Source organism: Rhizobium sp. P28RR-XV, assembly GCF_012641385.1.
Lineage (GTDB): Bacteria > Pseudomonadota > Alphaproteobacteria > Rhizobiales > Rhizobiaceae > Rhizobium.
Genome location: NZ_JABAIG010000001.1, coordinates 170,445 through 196,818, shown reverse-complemented (window position 1 = coordinate 196,818; position 26,374 = coordinate 170,445). Strand labels below are relative to the sequence as shown.

24 protein-coding genes and 1 riboswitch are annotated in these 26,374 nt (G+C 60.9%); of the genes, 5 read left to right on the top strand and 19 right to left on the bottom strand.

The genetic code is table 11. The features are described from left to right. Positions 1-56: 56 nt before the first annotated feature. Positions 57-1,262, top strand: a complete 1,206-nt coding sequence (zigA, locus tag HGP12_RS00950; RefSeq protein ID WP_168838692.1) for a zinc metallochaperone GTPase ZigA — start codon at positions 57-59, stop codon at positions 1,260-1,262. Between the two features lie 187 nt (positions 1,263-1,449). On the opposite strand, the gene HGP12_RS00945 is transcribed toward zigA, so the two are convergent. From HGP12_RS00945 to HGP12_RS00880, 14 genes are all read right to left on the bottom strand, one after another. Then, the gene (locus HGP12_RS00945; protein WP_168838691.1) at positions 1,450-2,172 is read right to left on the bottom strand and encodes a PAS domain-containing protein; all 723 of its coding nucleotides are present in this window, start codon (positions 2,170-2,172) and stop codon (positions 1,450-1,452) included. A 383-nt stretch (positions 2,173-2,555) separates the two neighbouring features. Further along, on the bottom strand, positions 2,556-3,488 hold the full coding sequence (locus HGP12_RS00940) for a lipid A biosynthesis lauroyl acyltransferase (protein WP_168838690.1): 933 nt from the start codon (positions 3,486-3,488) through the stop codon (positions 2,556-2,558). A 5-nt stretch (positions 3,489-3,493) separates the two neighbouring features. Beyond that, complete coding sequence (locus tag HGP12_RS00935) at positions 3,494-4,522, bottom strand: zinc-binding dehydrogenase (protein ID WP_168838689.1); 1,029 nt, start codon at positions 4,520-4,522, stop codon at positions 3,494-3,496. Positions 4,523-4,576: 54 nt separating this feature from the next. Next, the gene (locus HGP12_RS00930; RefSeq protein WP_168838688.1) at positions 4,577-5,857 is read right to left on the bottom strand and encodes a beta-ketoacyl-ACP synthase; all 1,281 of its coding nucleotides are present in this window, start codon (positions 5,855-5,857) and stop codon (positions 4,577-4,579) included. 10 nt (positions 5,858-5,867) lie between these two features. Beyond that, positions 5,868-7,073 (bottom strand): beta-ketoacyl-ACP synthase, encoded by a 1,206-nt coding sequence (locus HGP12_RS00925; RefSeq protein ID WP_168838687.1) that lies wholly within the window; start codon positions 7,071-7,073, stop codon positions 5,868-5,870. Positions 7,074-7,119: 46 nt separating this feature from the next. After that, the gene (locus HGP12_RS00920) at positions 7,120-7,593 is read right to left on the bottom strand and encodes a 3-hydroxyacyl-ACP dehydratase FabZ family protein (protein ID WP_168838686.1); all 474 of its coding nucleotides are present in this window, start codon (positions 7,591-7,593) and stop codon (positions 7,120-7,122) included. A gap of 121 nt (positions 7,594-7,714) precedes the next feature. Further along, a complete protein-coding gene (locus HGP12_RS00915; RefSeq protein ID WP_041677496.1) occupies positions 7,715-7,993 on the bottom strand; it encodes an acyl carrier protein in 279 nt (92 codons plus the stop codon). A gap of 219 nt (positions 7,994-8,212) precedes the next feature. Next, on the bottom strand, positions 8,213-8,641 hold the full coding sequence (locus tag HGP12_RS00910; RefSeq protein ID WP_168838685.1) for a L,D-transpeptidase: 429 nt from the start codon (positions 8,639-8,641) through the stop codon (positions 8,213-8,215). A gap of 119 nt (positions 8,642-8,760) precedes the next feature. Then, positions 8,761-9,744, bottom strand: a complete 984-nt coding sequence (gene cbiB, locus HGP12_RS00905) for an adenosylcobinamide-phosphate synthase CbiB (protein ID WP_168838684.1) — start codon at positions 9,742-9,744, stop codon at positions 8,761-8,763. A gap of 84 nt (positions 9,745-9,828) precedes the next feature. Next, positions 9,829-10,848 (bottom strand): threonine-phosphate decarboxylase CobD, encoded by a 1,020-nt coding sequence (gene cobD / locus HGP12_RS00900; RefSeq protein ID WP_168838683.1) that lies wholly within the window; start codon positions 10,846-10,848, stop codon positions 9,829-9,831. Beyond that, the gene (locus tag HGP12_RS00895) at positions 10,845-12,152 is read right to left on the bottom strand and encodes a cobyrinate a,c-diamide synthase (protein ID WP_168878666.1); all 1,308 of its coding nucleotides are present in this window, start codon (positions 12,150-12,152) and stop codon (positions 10,845-10,847) included. The genes cobD and HGP12_RS00895 overlap by 4 nt, the downstream gene beginning before the upstream one ends. Next, positions 12,149-12,997 carry a uroporphyrinogen-III C-methyltransferase gene (gene cobA, locus HGP12_RS00890; protein ID WP_168838681.1) on the bottom strand — a complete coding sequence of 283 codons (849 nt, stop codon included), beginning with the start codon at positions 12,995-12,997 and terminating at the stop codon, positions 12,149-12,151. The genes HGP12_RS00895 and cobA overlap by 4 nt, the downstream gene beginning before the upstream one ends. Positions 12,998-13,285: 288 nt before the next feature. Beyond that, positions 13,286-14,245 (bottom strand): nucleoside hydrolase, encoded by a 960-nt coding sequence (locus tag HGP12_RS00885; RefSeq protein ID WP_168838680.1) that lies wholly within the window; start codon positions 14,243-14,245, stop codon positions 13,286-13,288. Between the two features lie 162 nt (positions 14,246-14,407). Further along, positions 14,408-14,812, bottom strand: a complete 405-nt coding sequence (locus tag HGP12_RS00880; protein ID WP_168838679.1) for a cobalamin biosynthesis protein — start codon at positions 14,810-14,812, stop codon at positions 14,408-14,410. A gap of 160 nt (positions 14,813-14,972) precedes the next feature. On the opposite strand from HGP12_RS00880, the gene HGP12_RS00875 reads away from it, so the two are divergent. The 3 genes from HGP12_RS00875 to HGP12_RS00865 all read left to right on the top strand — a co-directional run bounded on the left by HGP12_RS00875 (position 14,973) and on the right by HGP12_RS00865 (position 17,023). After that, positions 14,973-15,758, top strand: a complete 786-nt coding sequence (locus tag HGP12_RS00875) for a TSUP family transporter (protein ID WP_168838678.1) — start codon at positions 14,973-14,975, stop codon at positions 15,756-15,758. A 99-nt stretch (positions 15,759-15,857) separates the two neighbouring features. Next, entirely contained in the window at positions 15,858-16,223 is a 366-nt protein-coding gene (locus tag HGP12_RS00870) for a nuclear transport factor 2 family protein (protein ID WP_168838677.1), read from the top strand. Beyond that, positions 16,220-17,023, top strand: a complete 804-nt coding sequence (locus tag HGP12_RS00865) for a helix-turn-helix domain-containing protein (protein ID WP_168838676.1) — start codon at positions 16,220-16,222, stop codon at positions 17,021-17,023. The genes HGP12_RS00870 and HGP12_RS00865 overlap by 4 nt, the downstream gene beginning before the upstream one ends. 15 nt (positions 17,024-17,038) lie before the next feature. Here HGP12_RS00865 and cobO read toward each other — a convergent pair whose 3' ends face one another. From cobO to cobU, 5 genes are read right to left on the bottom strand one after another with little or no spacing between them, the layout of a single operon-like run. Then, complete coding sequence (gene cobO / locus HGP12_RS00860) at positions 17,039-17,683, bottom strand: cob(I)yrinic acid a,c-diamide adenosyltransferase (protein WP_168838675.1); 645 nt, start codon at positions 17,681-17,683, stop codon at positions 17,039-17,041. Beyond that, positions 17,680-18,279 carry a dimethylsulfonioproprionate lyase family protein gene (locus HGP12_RS00855; RefSeq protein ID WP_168838674.1) on the bottom strand — a complete coding sequence of 200 codons (600 nt, stop codon included), beginning with the start codon at positions 18,277-18,279 and terminating at the stop codon, positions 17,680-17,682. The genes cobO and HGP12_RS00855 overlap by 4 nt, the downstream gene beginning before the upstream one ends. After that, a complete protein-coding gene (gene cobN, locus HGP12_RS00850) occupies positions 18,276-22,256 on the bottom strand; it encodes a cobaltochelatase subunit CobN (protein WP_168838673.1) in 3,981 nt (1,326 codons plus the stop codon). The genes HGP12_RS00855 and cobN overlap by 4 nt, the downstream gene beginning before the upstream one ends. 9 nt (positions 22,257-22,265) lie before the next feature. Next, on the bottom strand, positions 22,266-23,315 hold the full coding sequence (gene cobW / locus HGP12_RS00845) for a cobalamin biosynthesis protein CobW (protein WP_168838672.1): 1,050 nt from the start codon (positions 23,313-23,315) through the stop codon (positions 22,266-22,268). 5 nt (positions 23,316-23,320) lie between these two features. Then, complete coding sequence (gene cobU / locus HGP12_RS00840; RefSeq protein WP_168838671.1) at positions 23,321-23,845, bottom strand: bifunctional adenosylcobinamide kinase/adenosylcobinamide-phosphate guanylyltransferase; 525 nt, start codon at positions 23,843-23,845, stop codon at positions 23,321-23,323. A 141-nt stretch (positions 23,846-23,986) separates the two neighbouring features. After that, positions 23,987-24,386: riboswitch (cobalamin riboswitch) on the bottom strand. Between the two features lie 180 nt (positions 24,387-24,566). Here cobU and HGP12_RS00835 point away from each other — a divergent pair. Further along, positions 24,567-26,363 (top strand): chloride channel protein, encoded by a 1,797-nt coding sequence (locus HGP12_RS00835; RefSeq protein WP_168838670.1) that lies wholly within the window; start codon positions 24,567-24,569, stop codon positions 26,361-26,363. Positions 26,364-26,374: the final 11 nt, after the last annotated feature.

Here is a 26,374-nt window from a genome sequence, read left to right as displayed (position 1 = left end):
GTTCGCTTTTTTCACGCAAACAAATGTAATGATATTACATTACAATAGAGGTTGTCATGAACAAGAAGCTCCCGGTCACCGTCCTTTCCGGTTTCCTCGGCGCCGGCAAGACGACGCTGCTGAACCATATCCTCAACAATCGTGAGGGCCTGCGCGTCGCCGTGATCGTCAATGACATGAGCGAGGTGAATATCGATGCGGCGCTGGTGCGCGACGGCGGCGCCAATCTCTCGCGCGCGGAGGAACAACTTGTCGAGATGACAAACGGCTGCATCTGTTGCACATTGCGTGACGACCTGCTGAAGGAGGTCCGTCAGCTCGCGGAACAGGACCGTTTCGATTATCTGCTGATCGAATCAACAGGCATCGCCGAGCCCCTGCCTGTCGCCACCACCTTCGAATTCCGCGACGAGGACGGCAGCAGCCTTTCCGACGTCTCGCGGCTCGACACCATGGTCACGGTCGTCGATGCCGCCAATCTTCTGGCCGATTACGGCTCGACGGATTTCCTCGCCGATCGCGGCGAAACCGCCGGCGACGGCGACAACAGGACCATCGTCGATCTGCTGGTAGAGCAGATCGAATTTGCCGACGTCGTCATCTTGAATAAGGTCGGCTCCGCAACCGCCGAGCAGCGCGATGCGGCCCGCAAGATCATCGTCGGGCTCAATCCCGATGCCCGGCTGATCGAAACTGATTTCGGCACGGTCGAGCCGGCCGAGGTTCTCGGCACGGGCCGCTTCGACATCGATCGCGCCGAAACGCATCCGCTCTGGTACAAGGAGCTGCACGGCTTCAAGGATCACGTTCCGGAAACGGAGGAATACGGAATCCGCTCCTTCGTCTATCGCGCGAAGAAACCGTTCGATCCCGCTAAATTCCAGGCCTTTCTCAATCGTTCCTGGCCGGGCGTCGTCCGGGCCAAGGGCTTCTTCTGGCTTGCGACCCGGCCCTACTATGTCGGCGAGATGAGCCAGGCCGGTGCGCTGGTCCGCACGAGCAAGATGGGCCTCTGGTGGGCTGCCGTGCCGCAGGATCAATGGCCGCGCGATCCCTCCTTCAAACGGGCACTTGCGCCTTATCTCGATTCGATTTGGGGTGATCGCCGCCAGGAGCTGGTATTCATCGGCGCCGATCCGATGAACGAGAAGCAGATCACGGCCGAACTGGACGCTTGCCTCGTTAAGGCGAATCGATTCACGCCGGAACGTTGGCGGGACCTGCCCGATCCCTTTGCAAGCTGGAATGGGTTGACGGCATGAAGACGCCGAAAGTGATCAGGTTTCGTTGTCAATGCTTCGAGTGCGGGAGCGATGACGCTCCGCCGGACGGCGGGTTGCGATCCGCCGCGGCCGAGCCGGACCAGAGCGACAGAAAATCAGGAGAAATAAATCCTCGCCTGATGGCGGATGCGGTCGGAAAACTGCTGTTTGGGGCCTGAGCGCGAGTTCAGGCCACCAGCATGCCGGTGGGAACGGCAATGATCTCATGCATGACGACCAATGCGCCGATCACCTCCGACTTGGCGCGGAGCGGCGTGATAGTGCAATGGAGCACCTTACCTAGCTCGACCTGACGATCCGCGGGGTAAAGGCATTCCACCTGTTCGCCCGCAAAGCAGGTATCGAGCTTCGCCTTCACGTTGCTTTCGAAATAGTCAGACCCGACGAATTCAGAAATATGGCGCCCCACAAGATCCATCGGCTTCGATTTCAGGAATTCCGAATTCGCCGCATTGCTGTAGAGATAGCGGTAATCCCGCGTAATCACCGCAACGCGATTAGGCAGGCTGTCCAGAATGACATCATTCAGAACGCTGCTTTCCTCGAAGCCGAATGCTTCGTCACGATCGGTTTTTTCGCTTGAAAACGCGCGCAGGATCTCGCCCGCAGATTCGTTTGCCCCGCCGAAATAACGGTCGATCAGCACCGAAAGCGAAGCGGAATTGTGCATCACTCGCGAACGATCATCCGATTCTTCCCGGATGAGATTGTTCATGAATTGGAGCTGCATGTAGATTTCGAGTAGACTCGTGGCCTTGTACGCCAAAATCGCCGCGATAAGTGGCTCCAACTCACGATCAAGTGACGCTACAAGCTCATCGTCGCCAAGTTTTATCGCACGCTGAATCTGATTACATTTCGTGGAGAAGGCATGAAAGAGTGCCAGCAAAATTGCCCTCCTGTCCCTGAACACAACAGGACGCAGGGGCCTCGTTTCCCGGCGTTGCCATGCCCAAGGATATTCAGTTTGGTGTCCGCATTCTCACCAAACTTTCTACATTGTGAATTAACATGACTTACCCGCACTTTCAATCCGCATGAACGGAAGTTCTCGGGAAAGGAGAACTTTCTGAAAAGGAAGGCTTACCGGGAGCAATGGCTGCATGAAAGATTGGATGCAAATGCGTGTATGAATCCGTGGTGTGCGCCGAGCACGGGCCTAGAGCCGGATGATTTTAGGTCTGTTCGACCTAAAATCTGAATCCGCTCTAGAATCAAAGAAGTAGAGCGTGATGTCGTCCGAAAACCGCCTGCACTTTTAGGCATCATGCTCTAGAAAACGGTTTTCTTGATATTCCAGCGATCGTGATACCAGAGCCATTGTTCGGGATTCTCCCTCACCCAGCTCTCGACCTTGTCGTTCAGTAGCTGCGCCGTGGCCGTCAGGTCGAGGTTGCCCGCCTCGTTGCGCGGCATCTCCAGCTTCGGCTCGATTTCCAGCCGGTAGCGATTGCCAGGCAAGCGGATGCAGCGGGCCGGATAGACCTCGCAATTGAACTGGCGCACGAGTTTCGGCAGAAGCGGATTCGTCTTCACGTCCCGGCCAAAGAACCGGGTTTTCAGGCCCTTGCGGAACTTCTGATCGACCAACACGCCGACACCGCGCCCGGCCTCCAGTTCTCTCGCAAGACTGAAAGATGATCCGGCGTGAGACGGCACAAGATTGCCCATGCGCTTGGCGCGGAAGTCGAAGACCTTCTGCGCGACATAGGGATTGTTCGGCGGGCGGAACAATACGGTCACCGTCAAGCCGAAGGCAGCGCCGGCGACCGGCAGCAGCTCGAAATTGCCGGTATGTCCGGTAAAGACGATGAACGGGCGTGGATTGTCCCTGAGATCGAGGAAGATCGGAATTCCCGAAACCTCGATCCGGCCCGGCTTGTCGCTATGGGGATCGAAGTCGAAAAGCCGGTCGAGAAAGACATATTCGGCCGCCAGCCGGCCCATATTGCCCCAGCTCGCGCGTGCGATCTCCTCGATTTCCGCCTCGCTCTTTTCCGGAAAGGCATTGCGCAGGTTGGTCAGCATCAGCTGATGCCGGCGCATGCGCGGGCCGATCTTGCGGGTCAGCCGATCGGCAAAATTGATGCCCGCATCCGCCGGAAACAGCTTCAGGAAATTGAGGAATCCGAAAATGACCTGCGCCACCAGCCATTGCTGGAACTTTCTGAGCGCAAGCACGATCCGGGTGATGAAGAGCTTCACGCGGCTCAATCCATCTTCAGGATGATCTTGCCGAAGATCTGGCGCGATTCCATCCGCTCCAGTGCCCGGTCGATGTCACTGAAGCTCACTTCGGTATCGATCACAGGATGGACCAGCCCACGCGCCATCTTCTGCATGGCGTTGGCCATGTTCTCCATGCGGCAACCGAAGGAGCCGAGCAGCTTCAGCTGCTGCTGGAACAGCATCATCAGATTGATCTCGGTGGAAACGCCCGAGGTCGAACCGCAGGTGACGAGGCGGCCGCCGCGCTTCATGCAGAGCATGGAGCCGGCCCAGGTATCCTTGCCGACATGTTCGAAGACCACGTCGACACCCTTCTTTTTCGTCAGCTTGCGCACGACACCCTCGAAACGGTCGGTGCGGTAATTGATGACGTGATCGGCGCCCAGCGCCTTGGCCTTCTCGATCTTGTCGTCGGAACCGACCGTGGTGATGACGGTGCAGCCGATCTTCTTGGCAAGCTGGATAGCGGCGGTGCCGATGCCCGAGCCGCCCGCATGAACGAGGATCGTCTCACCCGGTTCGAGCTTGGCATTGTCGAAGAGCATGTGCTCGACGGTGCCGAAGGTTACGGGAGCAAGGGCTGCACCGATCGCATCGACGCCGGGAGGCGCCGGCACAAGCAGGCGAGCTGGGAGATTGACCTTCTCCTGGGCGAACCCGTCGAGATGGAAGCCATGCACGCCGCTGACATGTTCGCAGAGATTGTCGCGGCCTTCACGGCAATGGCGGCAAAGGCCGCAGGTCTGCGCGCCGTAGATGGACACGAGCTGGCCCGGCAGGACGTTGGCGACACCCGGTCCGATCGCTTCGACGACACCCGCAGCCTCGGCGCCGATGACCAGCGGCATCTTGCGCTTGGCGAATGCCATGCCGCGCCAGCCCCAGACGTCGATATGATTGAGCGCGACGGCCTTGACGCGCAAAGTCACCTCACCCGGGCCCGGAGCATCCGGCTCTGGCAGATCGGTGATCTCAAGTTTGCGGTCGTCGATCAGTTGCAAAGCACGCATGGCAAAGTTCCTCGCCCCTCGGGCGCAGTTGTATTCTGTTTTTCAGAAGTCCGATTAAGCCGGTTCAAGCGCCATGACAAGGCTGGCATTCTGACCGCCGAACCCGAAGGAGTTCGAAAGGACGGCGTTCACCTGCTTTTCACGTTTCTTGTTCGGCACCACGTCGAGGATGATCGACGGATCCGGATTGTTGTAGTTGATCGTCGGCGGCAGCGTGCCGGTGAGCATGGTCTGCAGCGAGAACACCGCCTCGACCGCGCCCGCCGCCGTCAGCGTATGGCCAATCATCGACTTGTTCGACGAGACGGGAATGGTCGGAAGCCGCTCGCCGAAGACGGCGGACATGGCGCCATATTCCATCTTGTCGTTCTCAGGCGTCGAGGTGCCGTGAGCGTTGATGTAGCCGATATCGCTCTCATCCATGCCGGCATCGGCAAGCGCCGCACGGATCGTCGCGATCGCCGGGCCGCCGTCGGGCGAGGAGCGCGTGCGATGGAAGGAGTCAGCCTTGTCGCCGGCGCCCTTCATGATGCCGAGGATCTTCGCGCCGCGCGCAACCGCTGTTTCCAGCGATTCCAGCACCAGCGTCGCCGCTCCTTCGGCAATGACGAAGCCGTCGCGGTCCTTGCTGAAGGGCTTGGAGGCCTTGGTTGGCGGGTCGTTCTGGGTCGACAAGGCCGACAGCAGCGAGAATCGGATCAGCGCTTCGGCGCTCAGCGAACCATCGGTCGCCACAGTAAGCGCCCGCGAGGTTCGACCCTGGCGGATTGCCTCGATGCCGAGCTGAATCGCCGTCACGCCCGATGCACAGGCCGTCGACAGCGTTACCGGCAAACCACGCGTGCCGAAGCGATCGGCAAGGCGCTCCGATATGGCGCCGAAAAGCGCTGCTTCATGGAAGGCCGGATCGGGACGCTGGCGCATGGCGGCGAGGAAGCGCTCATAGGCATCACCCTGATGATCCGCCGGCGGAGAACGATCGGCAAGCTCGAAACGCGCGCTCCATTCCGGCTCGATCGGCGGCGCGGCAAGAAACAGCGGTGCGTCGAAATCGCCCGAAATACCGGCCTGCGCCAGAGCTTCGATGGTCGTTTCGCGGGCAAAGGCGTAAGAGCGCTCGACGGCGTTCGGCACGGGAATGTCGATAAAATCCACCGTCCCGGCGATACGCGTCGAAAGCCCGTCAGTCGGAAAGCGTGTGATATTGTGGATGCCTGACGTGCCGGACGAAAGCGCGTTCCAGTTATCCTCTAGGCCCTGCCCCAGCGACGTAATGATCCCCATGCCGGTAACGGCGACGATCGGACGTCCGAGATGATCCTTATAAGCGGTCATATCCTGCTCCTCACGCTTCAGCGGAAAGTACGGCGATGCCTTCGCCACGCGAATGCCCGACGGTCGTTACCACGGCCTTGCGTGCACCCGTCGCCATCGGCTTTTCGTGCGTGGCATCGAAGGGCGGCACCTTGGCCTGATTGGCAACGGCGAGGGCTGCGAAAGCCAGTCCAAGCGTAAACTGACCCTCCAGCCCATGCCCGGAAATGCCGGAATAGGCGCGGATCGCCGCGGCGGGAAGCTGGGTTTCGAGCACTGCCTTTTCGCGCTGCGCGAGATCGTGGATCGCCGTCGTGCCGGAAAAGATGACCGTCGCCCCGTCGTTACCCTGCTTGGCGGGTGCCAGCATGCGCTCCAGCCGCTTCTCGAACTTGCCGTCATCGCGACGGCCGCGATCGCCTTCGACCGAATCGATCGTCGCATAAATGTGCGCGCCGCGGCCTTCCGCATGGGCACGCGATTCGAGCACGAGGAAGGCGCTCAGCGAGCCCATGATCATGCCACCGCCATCTTCGGGCTTGCGAGACCAGATCGGATGCCAGTCGCCGGTCGCATGCGCATTGATCGCCTCGATCAGCAGGATCATGTCCAGGCGCTCGGCCGAAAACGCGCCGCCTACGAGCGCGTGAGTCGATTCACCCGACTTGATGCGATGGAAAGCGGTCTCGACGGCGGACACGCCGGCCGCCTCCTCGCCCATGAAGGTACGCGACGATCCCGTGACCTTGTGGACGATCGAGATGTTGCCGGCCAGCAGGTTCGAAAGCTGCGCCAGGAACAGCGTCGGCCGCAATTCGGTCGTCAGCTTCTCGTTCAGCAATAGCTCTCGATCATTGCGCTTCAGACCTTCGTTGACGATTAGCGTGTCGACATTGGTGTCTCGTTCGCCGCCGCCGGCTGCAACGATCATGTCCATGGTGCCGCAGGCTTCCAGATCATCCTTGAAGCCGGCATCGTCGAGAGCAAGGCCGGCGGTAAAGACGCCGATGCGCTGCCAGTTTTCCATCTGGCGCTGATCGCCCCGCTTTGGAATCTGCTGCGACCAATCGATGTCAGGCAGCGGATGCACGGGATAGGGCTTGAACTTCTCGGTTTCGACGATGGGCGGCGGCGCCTTGTCCGCCTTCAAAAGGGCGACATGCGCATCCTTGCCGACGCCCTGGCAGGTAACGACGCCGATACCCGTGATCACCACATCATTCTGAGCCTTGCTCATTCATCAATCCTCTTCGAATGCGGCGGCGCCGAACAAGCCGGCAGCATCAACCGTTGGCGGCGATAGCGTCGAGAAGCCCGACTTCGCCCGCCCGCTTGCGCACGATATCGCCGAGCGGCACCTCATTAAACGGCACGGTCCGCAGCTTCAACTGCGCATCGCAGACCTTCTTACCGGCGATGGTGATGCGCGCCTTGGTGACGGCGAAGCCCGAACCGTCATGCTCAAGTTCGGCCTCGATATCAAGCTTCGCTTCCGGTTCGACAAAGGTCCGCATCTTGGCACCGTCGACAGACATCAGGAACGGCATATAGGCAAATTTTGTCGCGGCAAGCACGAGCATGCCCGAGGCCTGCGCCATTGTTTCGATCAGCAGAACACCCGGGACGAGCGGCATGCCTGGGAAATGGCCTTCGAAAACCGGGCTTTTCGCCGGAACGACGGAATGCGCCTTCAACAGGCCCTTGGACAGATCGACGGATTCAATCCTGTCGATCATCTGGAAATATTCCAGCAGCATCAACGCCTCCGCTCCAACCCGATAACGCAGCATGCGCCGGGCGGATACGCTATTTAAGAATGAAACCGCCCGGCCGCCATATTCAAGGGCAGCTGGGCGTCAAAAAATGCAAGGATGTTGCTCAGCCCTTGGCGGCGCGCAATTCATCGATCTTGGCACAGAGATTCTTCAGCACGAAATACTCTTCGGTCGAGACCTTGCCTTCGTTGACTTCCTGCGTCCACTTCTCGAGCGGAATCTTGATGCCGAACTCCTTGTCGATAGCGAAGACGATATCGAGGAAGTCCAGGCTGTCGATGCCAAGGTCGTCGATCGTGTGGCTATCCGGGGTGATCGTGTCACGATCGATTTCGCTGGTTTCAGCGATGATGTCGGCAACTTTGTCAAATGTAGCAGTCACTGCCCATACCTCTTGAAATAATAATTCACCCCCTCATAGGGAAATCCATATCAAAAGCCAATGGTTTCCACCAGAAACTCCGGCAATTTGCCGAAGCACTGTTGCGCAAACAGCAAAGTGACAATCGCGTCACAATTGCGGGATCAAGGGCGGCATGCGCGCAAGATGCGGCAGTATTGCGGCCACACCGAAGCGAAAGGCCTGCCGGTTTGCCAGCGTCTAGTCGCTGATGACGATACGGGTATTGTGAAGCCCCGCATCCGATGTCATCGCGAAGAAAGTGGCGGCGTTGCGCGTATCGAGCCGCACGCAACCGTGCGAGGCCGGCCGGCCAAGCCGCCTCACCTCGTAAGTCCCGTGAACGGCATAGCCGCCGTTGAAAAACACGGCATAGGGCATCGGCGCATCGTCATATTTCTTCGAGCGGTGATCCCTGGACAGCCATTTGGCGGTGTAGGAGCCGATAGGCGTGACATACCCCGTGCGAGCCGTCGATACGCGCCAGCGATATTTGAAAGCCCCATCCTCGGAAACGGTCATTGTTTGCGATCGAAGATCGATCACCGCAAGAACAGTTCCAGCATGAGCCGAAACGGCATGAAACTGCATGAACAGACATGCCGTTGCCATGAATGCGACACGCTTCATCTTGTCCCCTCCGACTGTTTACTTCCTTCCGAAGCAATTCAGACGATGGGGCAGTGTATCGCTATGCTAATTATACCAAATTAATACATATAGTGAGCGATTGATTAATTTAGAGACGCTCACAGCAGCAGCAGCAGGAACCCCAAAAAGGCGAGAAGCGTCAGCATCGAGCATGCGGAATAGAAGATGGAAATGCCGGCTTCGATATCGCTGACGGTAGCGGTGTCGCGGCCGGAGCCGTTGATCATCGGTTCACGCACGAGTTCTCCGCCATAAATTCGCGGACCGGCGAGCTGGATATCGAGCGCGCCCGCCATGGCCGCTTCCGGTCTGCCGGAATTGGGCGAACGGTGCAGCCCGCCATCCCGGACCGCGATGCGGATCGCGTTTCCAAGCGCGGAGATTCCCCGCTTGGCCAGGGCACCGGTGGCAATCAGCAGGATGGAGAGCCGTGCAGCCGGCCAGTTGGCAATATCGTCCAGGCGCGCCGCGGCACGACCGAAATCTATATAGGTCTCGGATTTGTGGCCGATCATCGAATCGGCGGTATTGAGCATCTTGTAGAAGAACAGGCCCGGCAGGCCGAATACGCCATACCAAAGGGCCGGGGCAACGACGCCGTCGGAAAAGTTCTCGGCGAGGCTTTCTATGGCCGCGCGGCAAATCCCGGGCTCGTCCAGCGTCTCGGGATCGCGGCCGACGATGCGCGATACAGCAAGCCGTCCACCCTCCAGACCGTCGGTGCGCAGTGCCCGCGATACCTCGCCGACATGATCGGCGAGGCTTTTTTGCGCCAGGAAAACCGCCACGAGTATCGCTTCGACCAATATACCGAGCCAGCCGAAGAAGGCGAAAAATCCATGAATGGCCCAGCCGGCGATAGCAGCTCCCATGAGCAGCGCGATGATCGACATGATCCCGTTGCGGCGGCGAAGCACCCCGGACAGATGCTTTGCATTGAACCGGCCGTCGAAATATGAAATCGCCTTGCCGAATAGCACGACCGGGTGCGGAAAGCGCTCCCACAACCAGTGGGGATCGCCGACGATGCGGTCGAGCAGCAAGGCAAGGACCAGAATGAGCAGGTGTTCGTCGGCGGTCATGTCGAATAATCCTCAAGAGCATGATGCCGAAAAGTGTAAACGGTTTTTAGCATCATGCTCTACCTATTTGATTCCAGGGCGGATTCAGATTTCAGGTCGATTCGACCCAAAATCATCCGACTCTAGTGCCCCGGCGAGTCTCTGGTCCGCTTCCTCATTCGGAGCAAGCCCGAAGCGCAGCCAATTGGGCGCATAATCGAACTTGCGGACCAGAATGCGATGACGGCAGAGATGCGTATATATGCCCTCTGCATGATCGTCCGCAACCAGCGCAAACAGCGCGGTGCCTCCGGCGACATTGAGATGCGACCGACGCAAAACCGCCTCGAGAGCGGCATTGCGCTCAAGAATGCGATTGCGGATGGCACTTGTATCGCTTTCCATGAGAGACGCCGCGATCGACAGCGCAGGTCCGGAAACAGCCCATGGGCCGAGCCAATCCTCGAAACGGGTCATGATCGAGGCCTCGGCAACCACGAAACCAAGGCGCAGGCCTGCCAGACCAAAAAACTTTCCGAAGGAACGGAAGATAATAAGGTTCGGCATCTCGGCGGCAAAAGGCGCCAAGCTTGCCGCCGGTTCGATATCGCCGAAAGCCTCGTCGACCAAAAGGACGCCATCCCGCTTGCGCTGCCTTTCATGCAAATCCCGCAGCTGCTCGACGGACAGCGTCCGTCCGTCCGGATTGTTGGGGTTGACGGCAACGACCAACCTGTCATCGGCGTTGAGCTCGGCAATCGTCGAAACCTGCCGAACCTGCAGGCCCGCAAGCGTGAAGGCACGCGCATATTCGCCATAGGTCGGGGAGAGAATCGCCACGCTGCCGCCGGGCACGAGCCTCGGAAGCAATTGAATGACCGACTGTGTGCCGGGAACCGGCAAGGGTAGAATGTCGCCGCTGCGATAATATCCCCTCGCCGCCTCTCGTGCCCGCTCCTGCAAGTGCTGATCCGGCAGCCGATGCCACGCCGCGACGGGAATTTCGGGCAGCGGCATGGGATTGGGATTGATACCGGTCGACAGATCCAGCCATTCCTCCGGATGCCCGCCATATTGGCGCGCCGCCGCGGTGATGCCGCCGCCATGGATGATCCTGCTCGTCATGCTGCATCACCGGCAAGATCGATCAGATGCATGTAGGAGCCCGCGACATTGGCGCGTTGCAGGCCGGCAGCGCCCAGATCGGCATCGAGCGGGTCCTTGACCGCAAACAGGCGATCCGCCTCACCTTCCGTTACGATGGTCGAATAATGAAACTCATGCGCCGTCATCGGCTTGTCGAAGAAAGAGCCGGCAAGCGGTACGACGCGTCGATAGCCAAGATGACGCTGCCGCTTTTCGTAGCTGGTGACGACGGGCAAGAGCCCGAGCATCTCGTGGCGAGCACCTGCCGCATCCACCAGCCCCTCGCCGAGCATCATGTAACCACCGCACTCGCCGTAGATCCGCGCCCCACGGGCAGCAGCAGCTTTCACACCATCCTGAAACTGTCGGGCAGCGGCAAGCTTTTCGGCATGCAATTCCGGATAGCCGCCCGGCAGATAGACGGCATCCGCGTCGGTCGAGGGTGCCTCGTCTGCAAGCGGTGAAAAGAAGGAAATTTCCGCGCCTCGGCGCTTCCAGCCGAGCAGCATATGCTCGTAGCAGAAGGCAAAGGCTATATCCCGCGCCACGGCAATGCGCTGACCGAACGGCATCAAACGGGCAATATTCGCCACGGATGAGCGGACGACATGCCGCTGCGCCGCCCGCAGGAGCAGTTCGAAATCGCAGGTCTTCGATACGACATCGGCGGCCGCCTCGATGAAATGCTCCAGCGCTTCATGTTCCGCCGCCTGCACTAATCCGAGATGCCGATCCGGCAACGCCAGGCTGCTGTCGTTGCGGATAACGGCGACAACGGGCATGCGCACCGCATCCAGCGCCTGACGCAGCATCCGCTCGTGCCTCTCGCTGGCGACGCGATTGAGGACCACACCGGCAATGCGGATATCGGCACGGAAATTGGCAAAACCGCTGACCACGGCGGCAACGGATTGCGACATGCGCGAGGCATCGACGACAAGCAAGACGGAAAGGCCGAGCAGGGCGGCAAGATCAGCCGGCGTCCCCGTGCCATCGGCAGCGCCGTCGAAAAGTCCCATCATTCCTTCGATGACGAGCATCCGCCCGCCGGCGCGATGCAGCGCCGAATTGGCGGAAATGAGCTCGGCGCGCATGGCCCAGGGATCGAAATTGAGGCAGGGCGATCCGACGGCCGCCGCATGAAAGGCGGGATCGATGTAATCCGGTCCAGCCTTGCCGGATGCGACGGCGATACCCCGGTTTCGCAGTGCTCTGAGCAGACCAAGCGTGAATGTGGTTTTGCCGGAGCCTGATGAGGGTGCCGCGATCAGAAGGCCACTCATGCCGACACCTTGTGGCCGCCTTTGCCGGGCCGTTCGGCAGCCGGCTGCAGCTTGCGGCCGGAAAGCGCGCCGAGCCAATCGAGTGACGGGCGCAATTTCACCACCTCTCCGACGACAACGATGGCCGGCGGTTCGAGGCCGGATGCTTCGACATCTGCAGGCGCGCGCCCGAGGGTCGTCTCCAGCACCTGCTGGGAGGGTGTGGCGGCATTGCAGACGAATGCGACCGCTTCATCCGCCGAACGGCCTGCAGCGATGAGATTGGCGCTGATCTGGGCAATGTGTTTCATCGCCATATACATGACGATGACAGGCGAACCCCTGCCGATCGCGTCCCAATTGATGGCATCCGGCACAACACCGGAGGAATCGTGGCCGGTGAGAAAGGTAACGGCATGGTTGACGTCGCGATGGGTGACGGGAATACCGGCATAGGCCAAGCCGCCGATCCCGGCCGTAATGCCTGGCACGATGCGGAAGGAAATACCGTGCTCGACCAGCATCAACGCCTCCTCGCCACCGCGTCCGAAAACGAAGGGATCGCCACCCTTCAGGCGCAGCACGCGCTTGCCCGCACGCGCCAGCTCCACCAACCGCAAAGAAATGTCCCGCTGCTTGGCCGACGGCTTGCCGCCGCGCTTGCCGGCATATTCCAGCACTGCACCCGGCCGGGCGAGCTTGAGGCAATCCTCATTCACAAGGGCATCGTGCACGATGATATCAGCCTCCGCCAGCCCTTTGGCCGCCAGCAAGGTCAGGAGCCCCGGATCACCCGGCCCGGCGCCGACGAGCCAGACGGAGCCCGGCTCCAAGGCCGGCAGGGTGGAAAAAGCGGTATCGTTCATCCCATGTGTCCTATGCCCGGATGGCTGAAATTGCAACGTTGAGAACGGGATAAGACGGCCTCAGTTCGACACCGTTCCCATTGCCGACATTACGCCACAGGACCGTTCGGCGTGAGCGATAGCACGCTATGAGCTTTTCCAACGGCGACGGAAAATGGAAAACATACTGATTGATCGTATTGCGTTCCGGACTCGATATGTCCGGAAACTCAAATAGGCGCATGACAAGCCGAGGAAATCACCTTTCAGCGGGATGTGAAGGGGCGCGACGCCCCCTTCACAGAGAGCTTAGTGCTTAACCCTGTCCAGGATCACATCGCGGATCAGATCGATGACCTGCTGCGAGCGAATGCCGGTGCACACGATCTGGCTCGGCAGATTGTCCCAATCGCCCGGCGGGAAGTGACGGCCGTTCGGCTTGACGATCGTCTGGCCGTCGGCAATGCCCCCGCAAACGACGCGGACTGAGCCTTCGATCGTGTCGAACAGCTCGGGCGCAACGACATAGACGCAGGCGCAGCTGTCGTGCACCATCATGCCGTCTTCGACGGCATGCTTGTAGAAATCGATATAGGACTGCGACAAGTCCGAGAGCAGCTGCACCGAAGGTCCGCCATCCCTCGCCATATCCGCCAGATAGCTGCGGCTCATGGTCGTCACCGCCGTCACGTCAAGACCGACCACGACGACTTTCCAGGCGGCAGTCATGACAAAATCGGCCGCTTCCGGATCGCCGTGAATATTGGCCTCGGCCACCGGCGAAACATTGCCCGGCACATAGAAATTGCCGCCCATGATCACGACAGCCTTCACGAGCGGGGCGATCTCGGGATCGTGCTTCAACGCCAAAGCCAGATTGGTCATGCGGCCGACGGCGACCAGGGTCACCTCGCCCGGATTGGCGCGAACGGTGTCGATGATGAACTGATGGGCCGGCCGCGGATCGGCCGGCAGGTCGATCGTCTCGGGCACCTCGATGTCGCCAAGGCCATTATGGCCGTGAACCATCGTCGGCCACGGGCGCTCGTTCCGCGAAGGATCGAACGTGACGCTGGCACCACGCGCAACTGGGCACGCAATATTCCACTCGCGCTTGAGGAACAGCGCGTTGCGGGTCGTCGTGTCTACAGAAGCGTTGCCGAAGACCGTCGTCACGCCGAGAAGGTCGATATCCGGATGACGATGCAGGAAGAGAAGCGCCATGGCGTCATCGACGCCCGGATCCGTATCATAAATGACCTTATGCATGATTTTTCCTTACCAATATACTGATTAAGCTTGATCTTCCGGAGATTTTCCTCCGTTACGGATCAGGCTTGAATTACGGAAATACACGAGAACCGACAATGGCGGAATGCCGCCGCGATCTCCTACGAGCCATTTGTGAGATTTGCGTGGCGCCTTCGATGCTCAGGCGATCCTGGCGATCGCCGCCGTCGCAAAACTGGACTTGATCTTCGGGAGCACAAGCTCGGAATCCGGCCCGGCCGCTGCAAGTGCCGCCGCCTCCGCGACACCGTGGCAGCCGGCATGCGCAAATACGAGTTCGGATGGGTTCTTCAGCCTGGGTGTCTCCCGCTCCAATGCAGCCGCCTTGAAAAAGCGGACCGGGAGCCGGAAATGCGTGGCGGTCTCAAGGATCGCCGGCTCATCCATGCGCGTATCGATCGAGACGACGGCCAGAAGCTGCTCGCTCCCGATCCCAACCTCCTCGAAGGCCCTTTCCGCGAGCGCGCGCACGTCATTCCAGTCGGTGCCGCGCTCGCAGCCGAGCCCGAGTACATAGCGGCGGGTGGAATTGGCATAGGTCGTCATATTCACTCCCAACGGCGTCAACCGATATGACAGCTGTAGCGAGCGCCTTTCGGCGCGTCAATTTCACTCGGTGTGTCCGCACAGCAATTGCCTTGCGGCAAGCGAAATGCCAGAAGGCCGCTGATTTCCCGCCCCAGAATTCCCGCTCCAGAGTGCCCCCTTGTACGACATTACATTTCAGGTCCTGCTCCTGCTGTTTGCCGCCGCATTCTTTGCCGGTTTCGTTGATTCCATCGCGGGCGGCGGAGGGCTGATCACCGTCCCCGCGATGCTGCTATCCGGCATTCCGCCGCTGCAGACGCTCGGCACCAACAAGGTGCAGTCGATCTGCGGCGCGGCTTCGGCAACGATCGCCTACGCCCGCCAGGGACATGTCGAGCTTCGCGAGCAGCTTCCGATGGCCGCAATGGCTGTCCTCGGAGGCATGCTCGGCGCCTTGCTGGCAACCGTCATGCCGAGCGAAGTCCTGCGCATCACCCTGCCCTTCCTGCTGATCGCCATCGCGCTCTATTTCGCCATCAAGCCCAATCTCGGCGATGTCGAAAAGCATCGCCGCATGACCGCCGGCCTCTTCGGCGTGACGCTCGTACCGCTGATCGGTTTCTACGACGGCGCATTCGGGCCGGGTACGGGTTCGTTCCTGATGCTCGCCTTCGTAACGCTCGCCGGCTTCGGCCTTCTAAAGGCAACGGCGCATACGAAGCTGCTCAATTTCGGCTCGAATCTCGGCGGCCTGATCGTCTTCATCTTCTCCGGCGCCATCCTTTGGAAAGTCGGGCTGACGATGGGGCTCGGCCAATTCCTCGGCGCGCAGCTCGGTTCGCGGCTTGCCATGCGCATCGGCGCCAAGCTGATCAAACCGCTGCTCGTCATCGTCTGCATCGCCTTCGCGATCAAGCTGCTGGCAGACCCCACCCATCCCGCCAGGATCTGGCTCGGCCTCTAGAACGGGCCTTTGATTACCTCCGACGTAATTGATAGTACTTCGGTCCGCGCCGATGATCGCCCTGCCTGAACGGTTCAGGCGATCCAAGGGAGTTGACCGATGACTGACGCAAACATCATTGCTGACCGCTATATTGCCATCTGGAACGAGGTCGACACCGAACGTCGCCGTGCGCTCATTGCCGAGGCATGGACGGAAGACTGCAGCTACGTCGATCCCATGATGCGCGCGGATAATCGCGAGCAGATCCACGCGCTGGTCACGGCCGCCCATGAGCGCTTCCCCGGCTTCCGTTTCACGCTCATCGCCGAGGGCGAGCGCCACGGCGATAATCTCCGTTTCTCCTGGGGCTTCGGTCCCGTCGATGCCGAGCCGCTGATCAAGGGCACGGATTTCGCCATCCTGGAAGGCGACCGGCTGAAGTCCGTTCACGGCTTCATCGATCAGCTGCCGGCTGCGGCATGATGAACCCGGCCCGCTCTTTAGGCGACCATCTGCGCGAATGGCGGCAACGCCGCCGCCTGAGCCAGCTGGAATTCGCCCTTGAAGCCGATATATCGCAACGGCATCTGAGCTTCATCGAGAGCGGGCGGGCGCTTCCGAGCCGGGAGATGCTGATACATCTCGCCGAACGGCTCGGCGTGCCACTGCGCGAACGCAACCCTATGCTCCTGGCGGCGGGGTTTGCTCCCGTCTTCCCCGAACGCAAGCTGGATGACCCGGCGCTTGCTCCGGCACGGCACGCCATCGATATGCTGCTGAAGGGACACGAGCCGTTCCCGGCCTTGGCAATCGACCGGCACTGGACGCTGATCGCCGCCAACGCCGCCGTGGCACCGCTGCTTGCCGGTATCACCGATATGGCGCTGACCAAGGGACCGATCAACGTCCTGCGATTGAGCCTGCATCCGCACGGCCTTGCGCCCCGGATCGCCAATCTCGCCGAATGGCGCGCGCATCTGCTCGACCGTCTGCGTCAGCAGATATCGGCAACCGGCGATCCTGTGCTGAAAAAATTGCTGGAGGAATTATCGGCCTATCCCGCACCGGCGGCACCCAGATCGGCAGCCCCGGAACGGGACTTTGCCGGAATTGCCGTGCCGCTCGAGCTCGTCACCGAGGCGGGACGCCTCTCATTCCTGTCCACCACGACCGTCTTCGGAACGCCGGTCGATGTCACCCTGTCGGAACTCGCGATCGAATCCTTCTTTCCTGCTGATCCGCAGACCGCGGAAGCATTGAAGGCGATGCTGCCGGGCGGCTGAACGCCCGGCCGGCGATCAGAACTCGACGCCTGGCTGCCCCTTGATGCCCGAGCGGAAGGGATGCTTGATCAATTCCATCTCGGTGACGAGATCGGCAATCTCGATCAGCTCTTCCTTGGCATTGCGGCCGGTCAAGACCACATGGGTCATATAGGGCTTTTCGGTCTTCAGGAATTCGAGCACGTCGTTGATGTCGAGATAATCGTAACGAAGCGCGATATTGATTTCGTCCAGCAGCACCATGGAATTCCGCTCGTCGCGGATTAGCTCCTTGGCCTTTTCCCATGCAGCAGAGGCCGCTGCCACGTCTCGGGCTCGGTCCTGAGTCTCCCATGTGAAGCCCTCACCCATCGTATGGAACTGGCATAGATCGGAGAAATGCTTCTCGATCAGATCGCGCTCGCCGGTCCACATGGCGCCCTTGATGAACTGCACGACGGCGCTGGGCTTCCCATGCGCGATGTGGCGGAAGATCATGCCGAAGGCGGAAGAGGACTTTCCCTTGCCCTTGCCGGTATGGACGATGATCAGGCCCTTCTCACCGCTCTTGGTCGCCATGATCTTGTCGCGCGCGGCCTTTTTCTTAGCCATCTTGTCGGCGTGACGAGCATCGTCGTTCTTCGGTGCGTCCGCACCGGTTTCGGCCAATTCGTCGCTCATTGCATTCTCCCTGATATGATCGATTTCTGTGCCAGCGGCCCGCCGCGCCAGAGATAGAGCGCAACAAGCGGCTGGGCTTCCGTGCGCATGGCATGGCGGATGTTCGAAGGGTGATGGATGATCTCGCCCGTCCAGCGCGGCAGGAATGGTTGCCCATCCTTGCTCCATAACGAGCCGTCGGTCAGAGGAATATAAATCTCCTCCGCCTCGTGATGATGATCCGGATAATGCACTCCGGGGCCAAGCAGCAGGAAGCCGCCGGCCATCTTCTCGCTTGCGAAATGCCCGCGCGTGCCGAACAGCTCGACCCAGCCATATCGCTGCAGGAAATCCGCGCCGAAGTCTGTGATGCCGTAGGTCTGCGCCCAATGCAGCATATCCGCCGCATTTGAAAGTCTCTCGAACAGAGCCGCTTCCGCTCCGTCGACCGGTCGACCAAGCTCGCGAAGGTACCCTACGACCGGCAGATGGCGCGGCGCGAGCGAGCGCTCTTCCGCCGACCAGTCAAAGCCTTCGATAAAATGCTGCAGCAGCAGATCACTGCGTGACAGGAGATAATCGCGAAACGTTGTAAGGAGCTCGTCGGCGGTGCTCATGCCACAGCCGCCTTGCCAGTCGCGAGGCTTTCCAGATCGAACCGCGCCGAGTTGCTTCTCGGCGTCCAGAGCTTGCGATCGATCGCCTCCAGCAGACGCTCCCGCAGGTCTCGAAGGGCTGCTGGGTTCTTTTCCGTCATGAAATCGCACACGCGCTGGTCGACGACGAAGGCCTGGTAGACGGCCTCGAAATGATGATCGCGGACGGCGCCGGTCGTCGCGGCAAAGGCGAAGAGATAGTCCACCGTCGCGGCGATCTCGAAAGCGCCCTTATAGCCATGGCGCATGATGCCCTCGATCCATTTTGGATTGACGACGCGCCCGCGCACGACGCGACCGATCTCTTCCTCAAGGGAGCGGATGACAGGCTTTTCCGGCCTCGAATGATCGTTGTGATAGATCGAAGGACGCGCGCCGCCAAGCTGCTCGGCTGCCGCGGCCATCCCGCCCTCGAACTGATAATAGTCATCACTGTCGAGCAGATCGTGCTCGCGATTATCCTGGTTCTGCACGACCGCCTGGATCGAGCGCAAGCGCTCCTCGAAGACGCCGCGCTCGGCCCTTCCCTCCTCGCCAGCGCCATAGGCATAGCTGCCCCAGACGAGGTAAGCCTCGGCCAGATCGGCGCGCCGCTCCCATCCATTCTCGTCGATGAGCGCCTGCAGACCGGCGCCGTAGGCCCCGGGCTTGGACCCGAAGATGCGATAGCCGGCCCGGCGGCTGGCGGAAGCCGTGTCGAGGCCAGCCGCCTCAAGCCGCGCGATCTCGCCGCGCATGCGCGCCGCAATCGGATTGTCGGCCGCATCCTCATCAAGCATGCCGACTGCGCGGATTGCCTTGTCGAACAAGGCGATCTGCTCGGGAAACGCATCACGGAAGAAGCCCGAGATGCGTAGCGTGACATCGACGCGCGGCCGACGGAGCATGGCAGGCGGGATGATCTCGTAGCCGGTGACGCGGCGCGAGGTCATGTCCCATACGGGCTTGACGCCGATCAACGCCAGCGCCTGTGCGATATCGTCGCCGCCCGTGCGCATGTTCGAGGTGCCCCAGGCCGTCAGGCCGAAGGAAACCGGCCATTCGCCATGATCCTGAACATAGCGGCGGATCAGCAATTCGGCCGATTTCCCGCCAAGCTCGTAAGCCGCCGGTGTCGGAACAGCACGGCTGTCGACCGAATAGAAATTCCGCCCCGTCGGCAGAACATCCGGCCGGCCACGGGTGGGCGCACCGGAGGGGCCGGGAGGTACGAAACGACCGTCGAGGCCATTGAGCAGCGCCGCGATCTCGGCATCCCCGCAGGCGAGGATGGAAGGCTGGAGTTTTGAGGCGATCTCGCGAAGGACCATGCGGGTGTTCGCCCAATTCTCGGGGCAGGCCGTTTCGCCATCCACGAGTTTCGCGGCCAGGAGTTCAATGCGCTCGACGGTATCGCCCTGCGTGCGCCAGGGGGTATCTGACACATCTTGCAGGATGGCGGGGCGCGAGCCTGTCCATTCGGCGGCCATATCGCAGTCTAAAGGATCGAATGGTTTATTCGGAGAGATACCCCCCTCTGTCAGCTTCGCTGACATCTCCCCCACAAGGGGGGAGATTGTCGGGAGTATGCCGCCAGCCCCTCCTGATTCATCACCAACAGCATCAGCAGATTCGATAGTCATTTGAGGCGATGTCGTGCTGCGGGCCACCAATCTCCCCCCTTGTGGGGGAGATGTCGCGAGAGCGACAGAGGGGGGTATCACACCCTCTGCGCCCACGAACGCATCCCGCGCAATCGCCCGCTGCAGGCTCTGATCGCCACCCTCGCCCAGCCCACGCGGCACCCTTGCCAGCGCCACCGTCAAGTCCGTCAGCAGCCGTCCGGATGGCGAAACGCCGAAGATGTGCAGGCCGTCACGGATCTGCATTTCCTTGAGGTCGCAGAGATAGGCGTCGAGCTTGCGCAATGCCTCGTCTTCGCCCTCGCCCTTAGCGATGCCGGCATCCTGATCAAGGCCGATATCGGCGACGAGTTCGAGGATCTGCTTGCGGAGCAAACGGATGCGGCGCGGATCGCCGCCTGAGGCCTCGTAGTATTCGTCGACCAGCGCCTCAAGATCCTTCAATGGACCATAACTTTCGGCGCGCGTCAGCGGCGGCGTCAGGTGATCGATGATGACGGCGCTCGTTCGGCGCTTGGCCTGCGTGCCCTCACCGGGATCATTGACGATGAAGGGATAAAGATTTGGCAGCGGACCGAGGATCGCTTCCGGGTAGCAGCCTTCCGACAGCGCCAGCGCCTTGCCCGGCAGCCATTCGAGATTGCCGTGCTTGCCCATGTGGATGACCGCGTGCGCATCGAAGGAGCGGTGCAGGAAAGCATAGAAGGCGAGATAGCCGTGCGGCGGAACGAGATCGGGAGAGTGGTAGCTCTCCTTCGGATCGATATTGTAGCCGCGCGCCGGCTGGATGCCGACAAGCACCCCGCCGAAGCGGGCGAACGGCAGGGCAAAACCGCCATCCAGCGCGTAAGGGTCCGCCTCCGGATCGCCCCAGCGACCCGTAATCTCATCCTGAATCTGTTTGGGAAGCGACGAGAAGAAATCCTTGTAGTCGTTGAAGGAAAGCCTCTCGCGAACTACGCGGCTGTCATGACCCGAATTCGTGGGGCCTTCCGCCAAATGCCGCATCAGCATATCGCCATTGATGGGCAGATCAGCAACGCCATAGCCGGCCGCCCGCATTGCCTTCAGCACTTCAATCGTACCGGCGGGAGTATCGAGCCCGACGCCATTGCCCAGGCGCCCATCCCGATTGGGATAATTCGCCATGATCAGCGCGACACGGCGACCGCGAGGCGGCGTATTGCGCAGCCGCGCCCAGTTCGCAGCAAGCCGCGCCGTATAGCGCATGCGATCCTCGAGCGGTTCGCTGGCGACGATGTTGGCCTCGACCCGTTCGTCATAGCGGGCTGCAGCCTTGAAGGACACGGCGCGGGCAAGGACGCGCCCATCGACTTCAGGCAATGCGACGTTCATACCGAGATCGCGCGCCGAAAGCCCCTGTGAGGATGCCTCCCAGGCCTCTTTCGCCGAAGCGGAGAAGATGGCCTGAAGGACGACGGCTTCCCCCGTTTCCAGAACCGTCGCCTGACGATCGGCCCCCGGCGCCGAAACGGCAAAGCCCGTGGAATTGATCACCACGCCGGGCTTCAGCTCGGTAAACACGCTTTCGAGAATACCAACCGACACGGCATCCTTGAGACTATAGGCAAAAACCGGCAGCGGCCGCATGCCCTCGGCAATGAGAGCCTGTATCATGGCTTCGACAGGCTTCGTTTCGCCACTTTGGACCAGCGCGCGATAGAAGGAAATCGCAACTGTCGGGGGTTCGAGCCCCTGCGGGACCGCCATCTCTCCCCCGGAAACTTTCCTCCACTCCCCAACACCGATCACGCCCCTGCCCGGCCACCAGATGCCGGCCTTCATCAAGGGCACCGCGGGCATCGGCTTTTCCACGCCCGACAGCATCGCCTCGGCATAGGCAAGAAATGCCCTGGAATTCGTCCCCCCACCCTCGATCAGATAGGACCAGAGCGCATTGAGATCATCGAGCGCGACATTGGAGAATGGCGTCAGGCCGGGATCGGGTTTCGAGTCTCCCGGCAGCACTGCGATCAATGCGCCCTGGCGCGCCGCACAGGCATGCAGCGCCTCCAGCGCATAGTGAAAGTAGCTCGCACCTCCCAGCGCCCGCACGATGACGAGCTTCGCATGCCGAACCGTCCTCTCGATATAGGTATCGACGGACATCGGGTGCTTGAGGCTCATCAGGCTCGCAAGCCGAAGGGAGCGGCCGCCCTCGCCGTGCGCTGCGGCAATCGCCGCAAGCTCGGTGTCGGCGGCCGACAGAAAGAGAATGTCAGCCGGCGATTGGCCGAGGTCGATCGCCTCTTCGCCGTCGCTGATCGTTCCCTTCTGAGCTAGGAGGAGATGCATGGACTTGCCTTAGACCAACGCTTCGATCGCCTTGCGTACGATCGTCTCGTCCATCTCGTGCAGGCCGATCACCACAAGTCTGGTCGCACGCGCTTCACCCGGTGTCCATGCACGGTCGAAATAAGTGTCGATGCGGCTGCCGACAGCCTGCACCTGCAGGCGCATGGGCTTGCCCGGAACGTCGCCGAAGCCCTTGAGGCGCAGCACGTCATGTTCCGCGATCACGCCCTTCAGCGCATCGATGAAGGCGGCCGGATCGGCAATCGGGCCGAGCTCGACGACGAAGCTGTCGAACTCGTCATGATCGTGCGGCGTGCCGTCCTCATGCTCCAGCTCGTGATGCGATTTGCGGTTGACGATATCGTCTTCGGTGCCGATGCCGAGGCCGAGCAGGATGGCGGCCGGCACATCGCCGTTCTTGGCTTCGATGATCGTCGGCTTGCGGGCGGTGCGCGAAGCAACCTCGGCGCGCACCCGGCCAAGACCAGCGACATCGATGAGATCGGTCTTGTTCAGCACGATCAGATCGGCGCAGGTCAACTGATCCTCGAACAGTTCCTCGATCGGGCTCTCGTGGTCGAGCGAGTCGTCCTCGACGCGGGCGGCTTCGACAGCATCGTGATCGTCGGCAAAGCGGCCAGCGGCAACGGCGGCGCTATCGACCACCGTGATGACGCCGTCGACGGTGACGTGGGTGCGGATATCGGGCCAGTTGAAGGCGGCGACCAGCGGCTGCGGCAGGGCAAGGCCCGACGTCTCGATAACGATGTGATCCGGGCGCGCATCGCGCTCCAAGAGCTTCGTCATCGTGGGGATGAAGTCGTCGGCGACGGTGCAGCAGATGCAGCCGTTGGTCAGCTCGATGATATCGTCTTCGGTGCAGTTCTCCGCGCCGCAGCCCTTGAGCACGTCGCCATCGACGCCGAGATCGCCGAATTCGTTGATGATCAGCGCGATCTTCTTGCCGCCGGCATTCTGCAGGAGGTTGCGGATCATCGTCGTCTTGCCGGCCCCGAGAAAGCCGGTGATGACGGTGGCGGGAATCTTTTCCTGGTTCATATGGATCAGCCCTTCATTTTCAGCGGCAAGCCCGCTGCGATAAAATAAACTTCGGCACTTGCCGCCGCGACCATCTGGTGCAGGCGGCCGGCATGATCGCGAAATTCGCGAGCCATGCGATTTTCAGGCACGATTCCAAGGCCGACCTCGTTGGATACGAGAACGAGCCGCGATCGCGCCTTCGGCAGGAATTCCGTAAGAGCGGTGAACTCCGCCGTCATATCACGCTCCGCCATCATCAGATTGGTCACCCAAAGCGTCAGGCAGTCGACAAGCACCGCGCGCCCTTCGGCGTCGATTGCGGCGAGCCGCGCAACGAGATCGATCGGCTCCTCATGCGTCTGCCATAGATCGCCGCGGTCGGCACGATGCTGGGCGATGCGCTCGCGCATCTCATTATCCCACGCCTGCCCCGTCGCCACATAGTGACGCTCAAGACCGGTATCCAAAACCAGAGATTCGGCGAATCGGGATTTACCGGAACGCGCGCCCCCAAGGACGAAGACAGCTCGGGAGGCCGAAGAGGACATGCGTTATTCCTGCTCCCGCAAAACAGCGAGGCTCGACATCATGAAGCCGATACCGGAAAGCAGGCGTCTACACGCCGAAAACTCGTCTTGTGCCATGACAACCTCCGTGCTGGCAGCGGAACTGGCGTTCCTGGAATGGGCTCTGCGCCCGGCACGCATGGCAGGTCTCCTGGCTCGCGGATAAGGCGCCGCGACGGGGGCGGACCGAAATCGGTCGCCCCCGATCGTGCGCCAGCGGGTCTTCCTCGCCTTCCCGGCAATGCATCATGAAAAGGCGGACGATTCGTAGAATTGGAGGCGTCCAGCCCCGGTTGATCATGATGCCACACCAGTGGCTTTTCCGGCTTTACGCTGCCCCGCCTCGTTCGCCCCATGCGAACCATCGACGGAATATACCCCAAACCGAACGAAAGACCCTGACCGCTCTACAGTCGCGGGGTCGGCTGTGATGAGAACGCCCGGATTGGGTCCGTCCCTTCACATTCCCTTTTCATCCCATGCGACAGATCGCCGCTCGGGAACCATACGTTATGCCGGCAATGATTAGGCTTTCACCGAGTTCAAGTCAATGAAGGGCATGGATGCGACGCCCAGCGTCCCGATTGCGAAATCGACCCGATATTCCCGCAAAATCAGCGGCTTTTTTGCCGCATTTCTTTGATGTTAGAAGTCTATAGAGGGTAAGCTCTCATATTCGAATAAAACATATCGTTCGTTTCCCATGTTGCAGAAATTCCAACCACGCCGCCTCGGCGTCTTCTCGGCCCTATTCGATCTCGGTCGGTTCAGGGCATTGCTGCGCCGTGGCGAATCGGGACTTGTTTTCGCCGGCGCGCTGGTGGGAATAGTCTCCGGCTGCGCCGTGACGGCGATGAGCTTCGTCTCGCGCAAGCTTCACAGCCTCATCTACGGCATCACCGACTATGAGCGCCTGAGTTCGGCGGCGGTGGCGATTCCCGACAAATCGGTGCTGTTCATCGCGCCGATCGCCGGCGGCATCATCCTCGGTATCCTGCTCTATATATTGTCGCGCACACGCAAGAAGCCGATGGTCGACCCGATCGAAGCCAATGCGCTGCACGGCGGCCGGATGTCGCTCACCGATAGTATCCTCGTCGCCGTACAGAACCTGATCTCGAATGGATTCGGTGCCTCCGTCGGGCTCGAGGCCGGTTACACCCAGCTTGCGGCCGGCATCGCCTCCAAATTCGGCTACAAGATGCAGATGCGCCGCGCGGACCTGCGCATGCTCGTCGGCTGCGGCGCCGCCGGCGCCATTGCCGCCGCCTTCAATGCGCCGCTCACCGGCGCCTTTTACGCCTTCGAGCTGATCATCGGCACCTACTCCATCCTGACGCTGACGCCTGTCGTCGTCTCGGCATTGATATCGACGATGATCGCGAGGCTGCTCGCCGGCGATGACTTCGCCATCGATATCGGCCATATCGGCTCGATCGCCCCCGCCGACTATCTGCCGGCAGTTTTGCTCGGCGCCTTCTGCGCCGGTGTCGGCATCCTGATCATGCAGGGCGTCGCCTGGACCGAGGAGCTCGCGCGCAAGAGTTCCATCGCGCCGTCCTTCCGCCCAGCGCTCGGAGGCCTTGTCGTCGGCACACTGGCACTGATCTCCCCGCAGGTTTTGTCGGCGGGGCACGGCGCCCTGCATCTCAACCTGTCGACGGATGTGACTATCGGGGCGTTGGTCGGGCTGTTCCTCCTCAAATCGCTGGCCTCCGCAGTCTCGATCGGCTCCGGCTTCAGAGGCGGTCTTTTCTTCGCATCTCTGTTCATGGGTGCTCTTCTCGGCAAAATCTTCGCCTATTGCGCCCCCTATTTCGATCACAACACGCTGACGCCGGCCGTCTACGCCGTGGTCGGCATGAGTTCGCTGGCCGTCGCGATCATCGGCGGCCCGCTGACGATGACGTTCCTGGCGCTGGAGATTACCGGCGACTTCCCGATCACCGCCCTGGTGCTGGCCGCCGTCATCACATCGTCGCTCGTGGTCCGCACCACCTTCGGCTACTCCTTCGCCACATGGCGCTTCCACCTGCGCGGCGAGAGCATCCGCAGCGCCCACGACGTCGGCTGGATCCGCAATCTCACGGTCGCCCGCATGATGCGCCCCGACGTGCATACGGGAAGCATCGACATGAGCATCGAGGAGTTCCGCAAGAACTTTCCGATCGGCTCGGCCCAGCGCGTCATCCTGATCGACAAGAACAATAAATATTCGGGAATGGTCTTCGTGCCCGACGTCTATGCGAGCCCGGTCGAGAAGGACGACGAGGAACACGGGCTTTCCGATTTCATCCAGCTGCGCAACGAATTCCTGCAGCCGCAGATGAACGCCAAGCAAGCGGCCGCCATGTTCGACCAGACCAAGAGTGAAGCGCTCGTCGTCGTCAACGATCTGATCGAACGCAGGGTGATCGGTCTGCTGACCGAAAGCTATACGCTGCGGCGCTACAGCGAGGAACTCGACCGCCGCCGCCGGGAAGTCTCGGGTGAACTCTAAAGCAAGTCGCT

Bases quoted from the DNA above. Each gene is read 5' to 3' on its own strand.
- cobU (WP_168838671.1), bottom strand. From the start codon at position 23,845: ATGTCCTCTTCGGCCTCCCGAGCTGTCTTCGTCCTTGGGGGCGCGCGT.
- HGP12_RS00865 (WP_168838676.1), top strand. From the start codon at position 16,220: ATGATGAACCCGGCCCGCTCTTTAGGCGACCATCTGCGCGAATGGCGG.
- HGP12_RS00935 (WP_168838689.1), bottom strand. From the start codon at position 4,522: ATGCGTGCTTTGCAACTGATCGACGACCGCAAACTTGAGATCACCGAT.
- cobD (WP_168838683.1), bottom strand. From the start codon at position 10,848: ATGACGAGCAGGATCATCCATGGCGGCGGCATCACCGCGGCGGCGCGC.
- HGP12_RS00835 (WP_168838670.1), top strand. From the start codon at position 24,567: ATGTTGCAGAAATTCCAACCACGCCGCCTCGGCGTCTTCTCGGCCCTA.
- HGP12_RS00870 (WP_168838677.1), top strand. From the start codon at position 15,858: ATGACTGACGCAAACATCATTGCTGACCGCTATATTGCCATCTGGAAC.
- zigA (WP_168838692.1), top strand. From the start codon at position 57: ATGAACAAGAAGCTCCCGGTCACCGTCCTTTCCGGTTTCCTCGGCGCC.
- HGP12_RS00885 (WP_168838680.1), bottom strand. From the start codon at position 14,245: ATGCATAAGGTCATTTATGATACGGATCCGGGCGTCGATGACGCCATG.
- HGP12_RS00880 (WP_168838679.1), bottom strand. From the start codon at position 14,812: ATGACGACCTATGCCAATTCCACCCGCCGCTATGTACTCGGGCTCGGC.
- cobA (WP_168838681.1), bottom strand. From the start codon at position 12,997: ATGAACGATACCGCTTTTTCCACCCTGCCGGCCTTGGAGCCGGGCTCC.
- HGP12_RS00895 (WP_168878666.1), bottom strand. From the start codon at position 12,152: ATGAGTGGCCTTCTGATCGCGGCACCCTCATCAGGCTCCGGCAAAACC.
- cobW (WP_168838672.1), bottom strand. From the start codon at position 23,315: ATGAACCAGGAAAAGATTCCCGCCACCGTCATCACCGGCTTTCTCGGG.
- cobO (WP_168838675.1), bottom strand. From the start codon at position 17,683: ATGAGCGACGAATTGGCCGAAACCGGTGCGGACGCACCGAAGAACGAC.
- HGP12_RS00910 (WP_168838685.1), bottom strand. From the start codon at position 8,641: ATGAAGCGTGTCGCATTCATGGCAACGGCATGTCTGTTCATGCAGTTT.
- HGP12_RS00920 (WP_168838686.1), bottom strand. From the start codon at position 7,593: ATGCTGCTGGAATATTTCCAGATGATCGACAGGATTGAATCCGTCGAT.
- cobN (WP_168838673.1), bottom strand. From the start codon at position 22,256: ATGCATCTCCTCCTAGCTCAGAAGGGAACGATCAGCGACGGCGAAGAG.
- HGP12_RS00925 (WP_168838687.1), bottom strand. From the start codon at position 7,073: ATGAGCAAGGCTCAGAATGATGTGGTGATCACGGGTATCGGCGTCGTT.
- HGP12_RS00930 (WP_168838688.1), bottom strand. From the start codon at position 5,857: ATGACCGCTTATAAGGATCATCTCGGACGTCCGATCGTCGCCGTTACC.
- cbiB (WP_168838684.1), bottom strand. From the start codon at position 9,744: ATGACCGCCGACGAACACCTGCTCATTCTGGTCCTTGCCTTGCTGCTC.
- HGP12_RS00855 (WP_168838674.1), bottom strand. From the start codon at position 18,279: ATGAGCACCGCCGACGAGCTCCTTACAACGTTTCGCGATTATCTCCTG.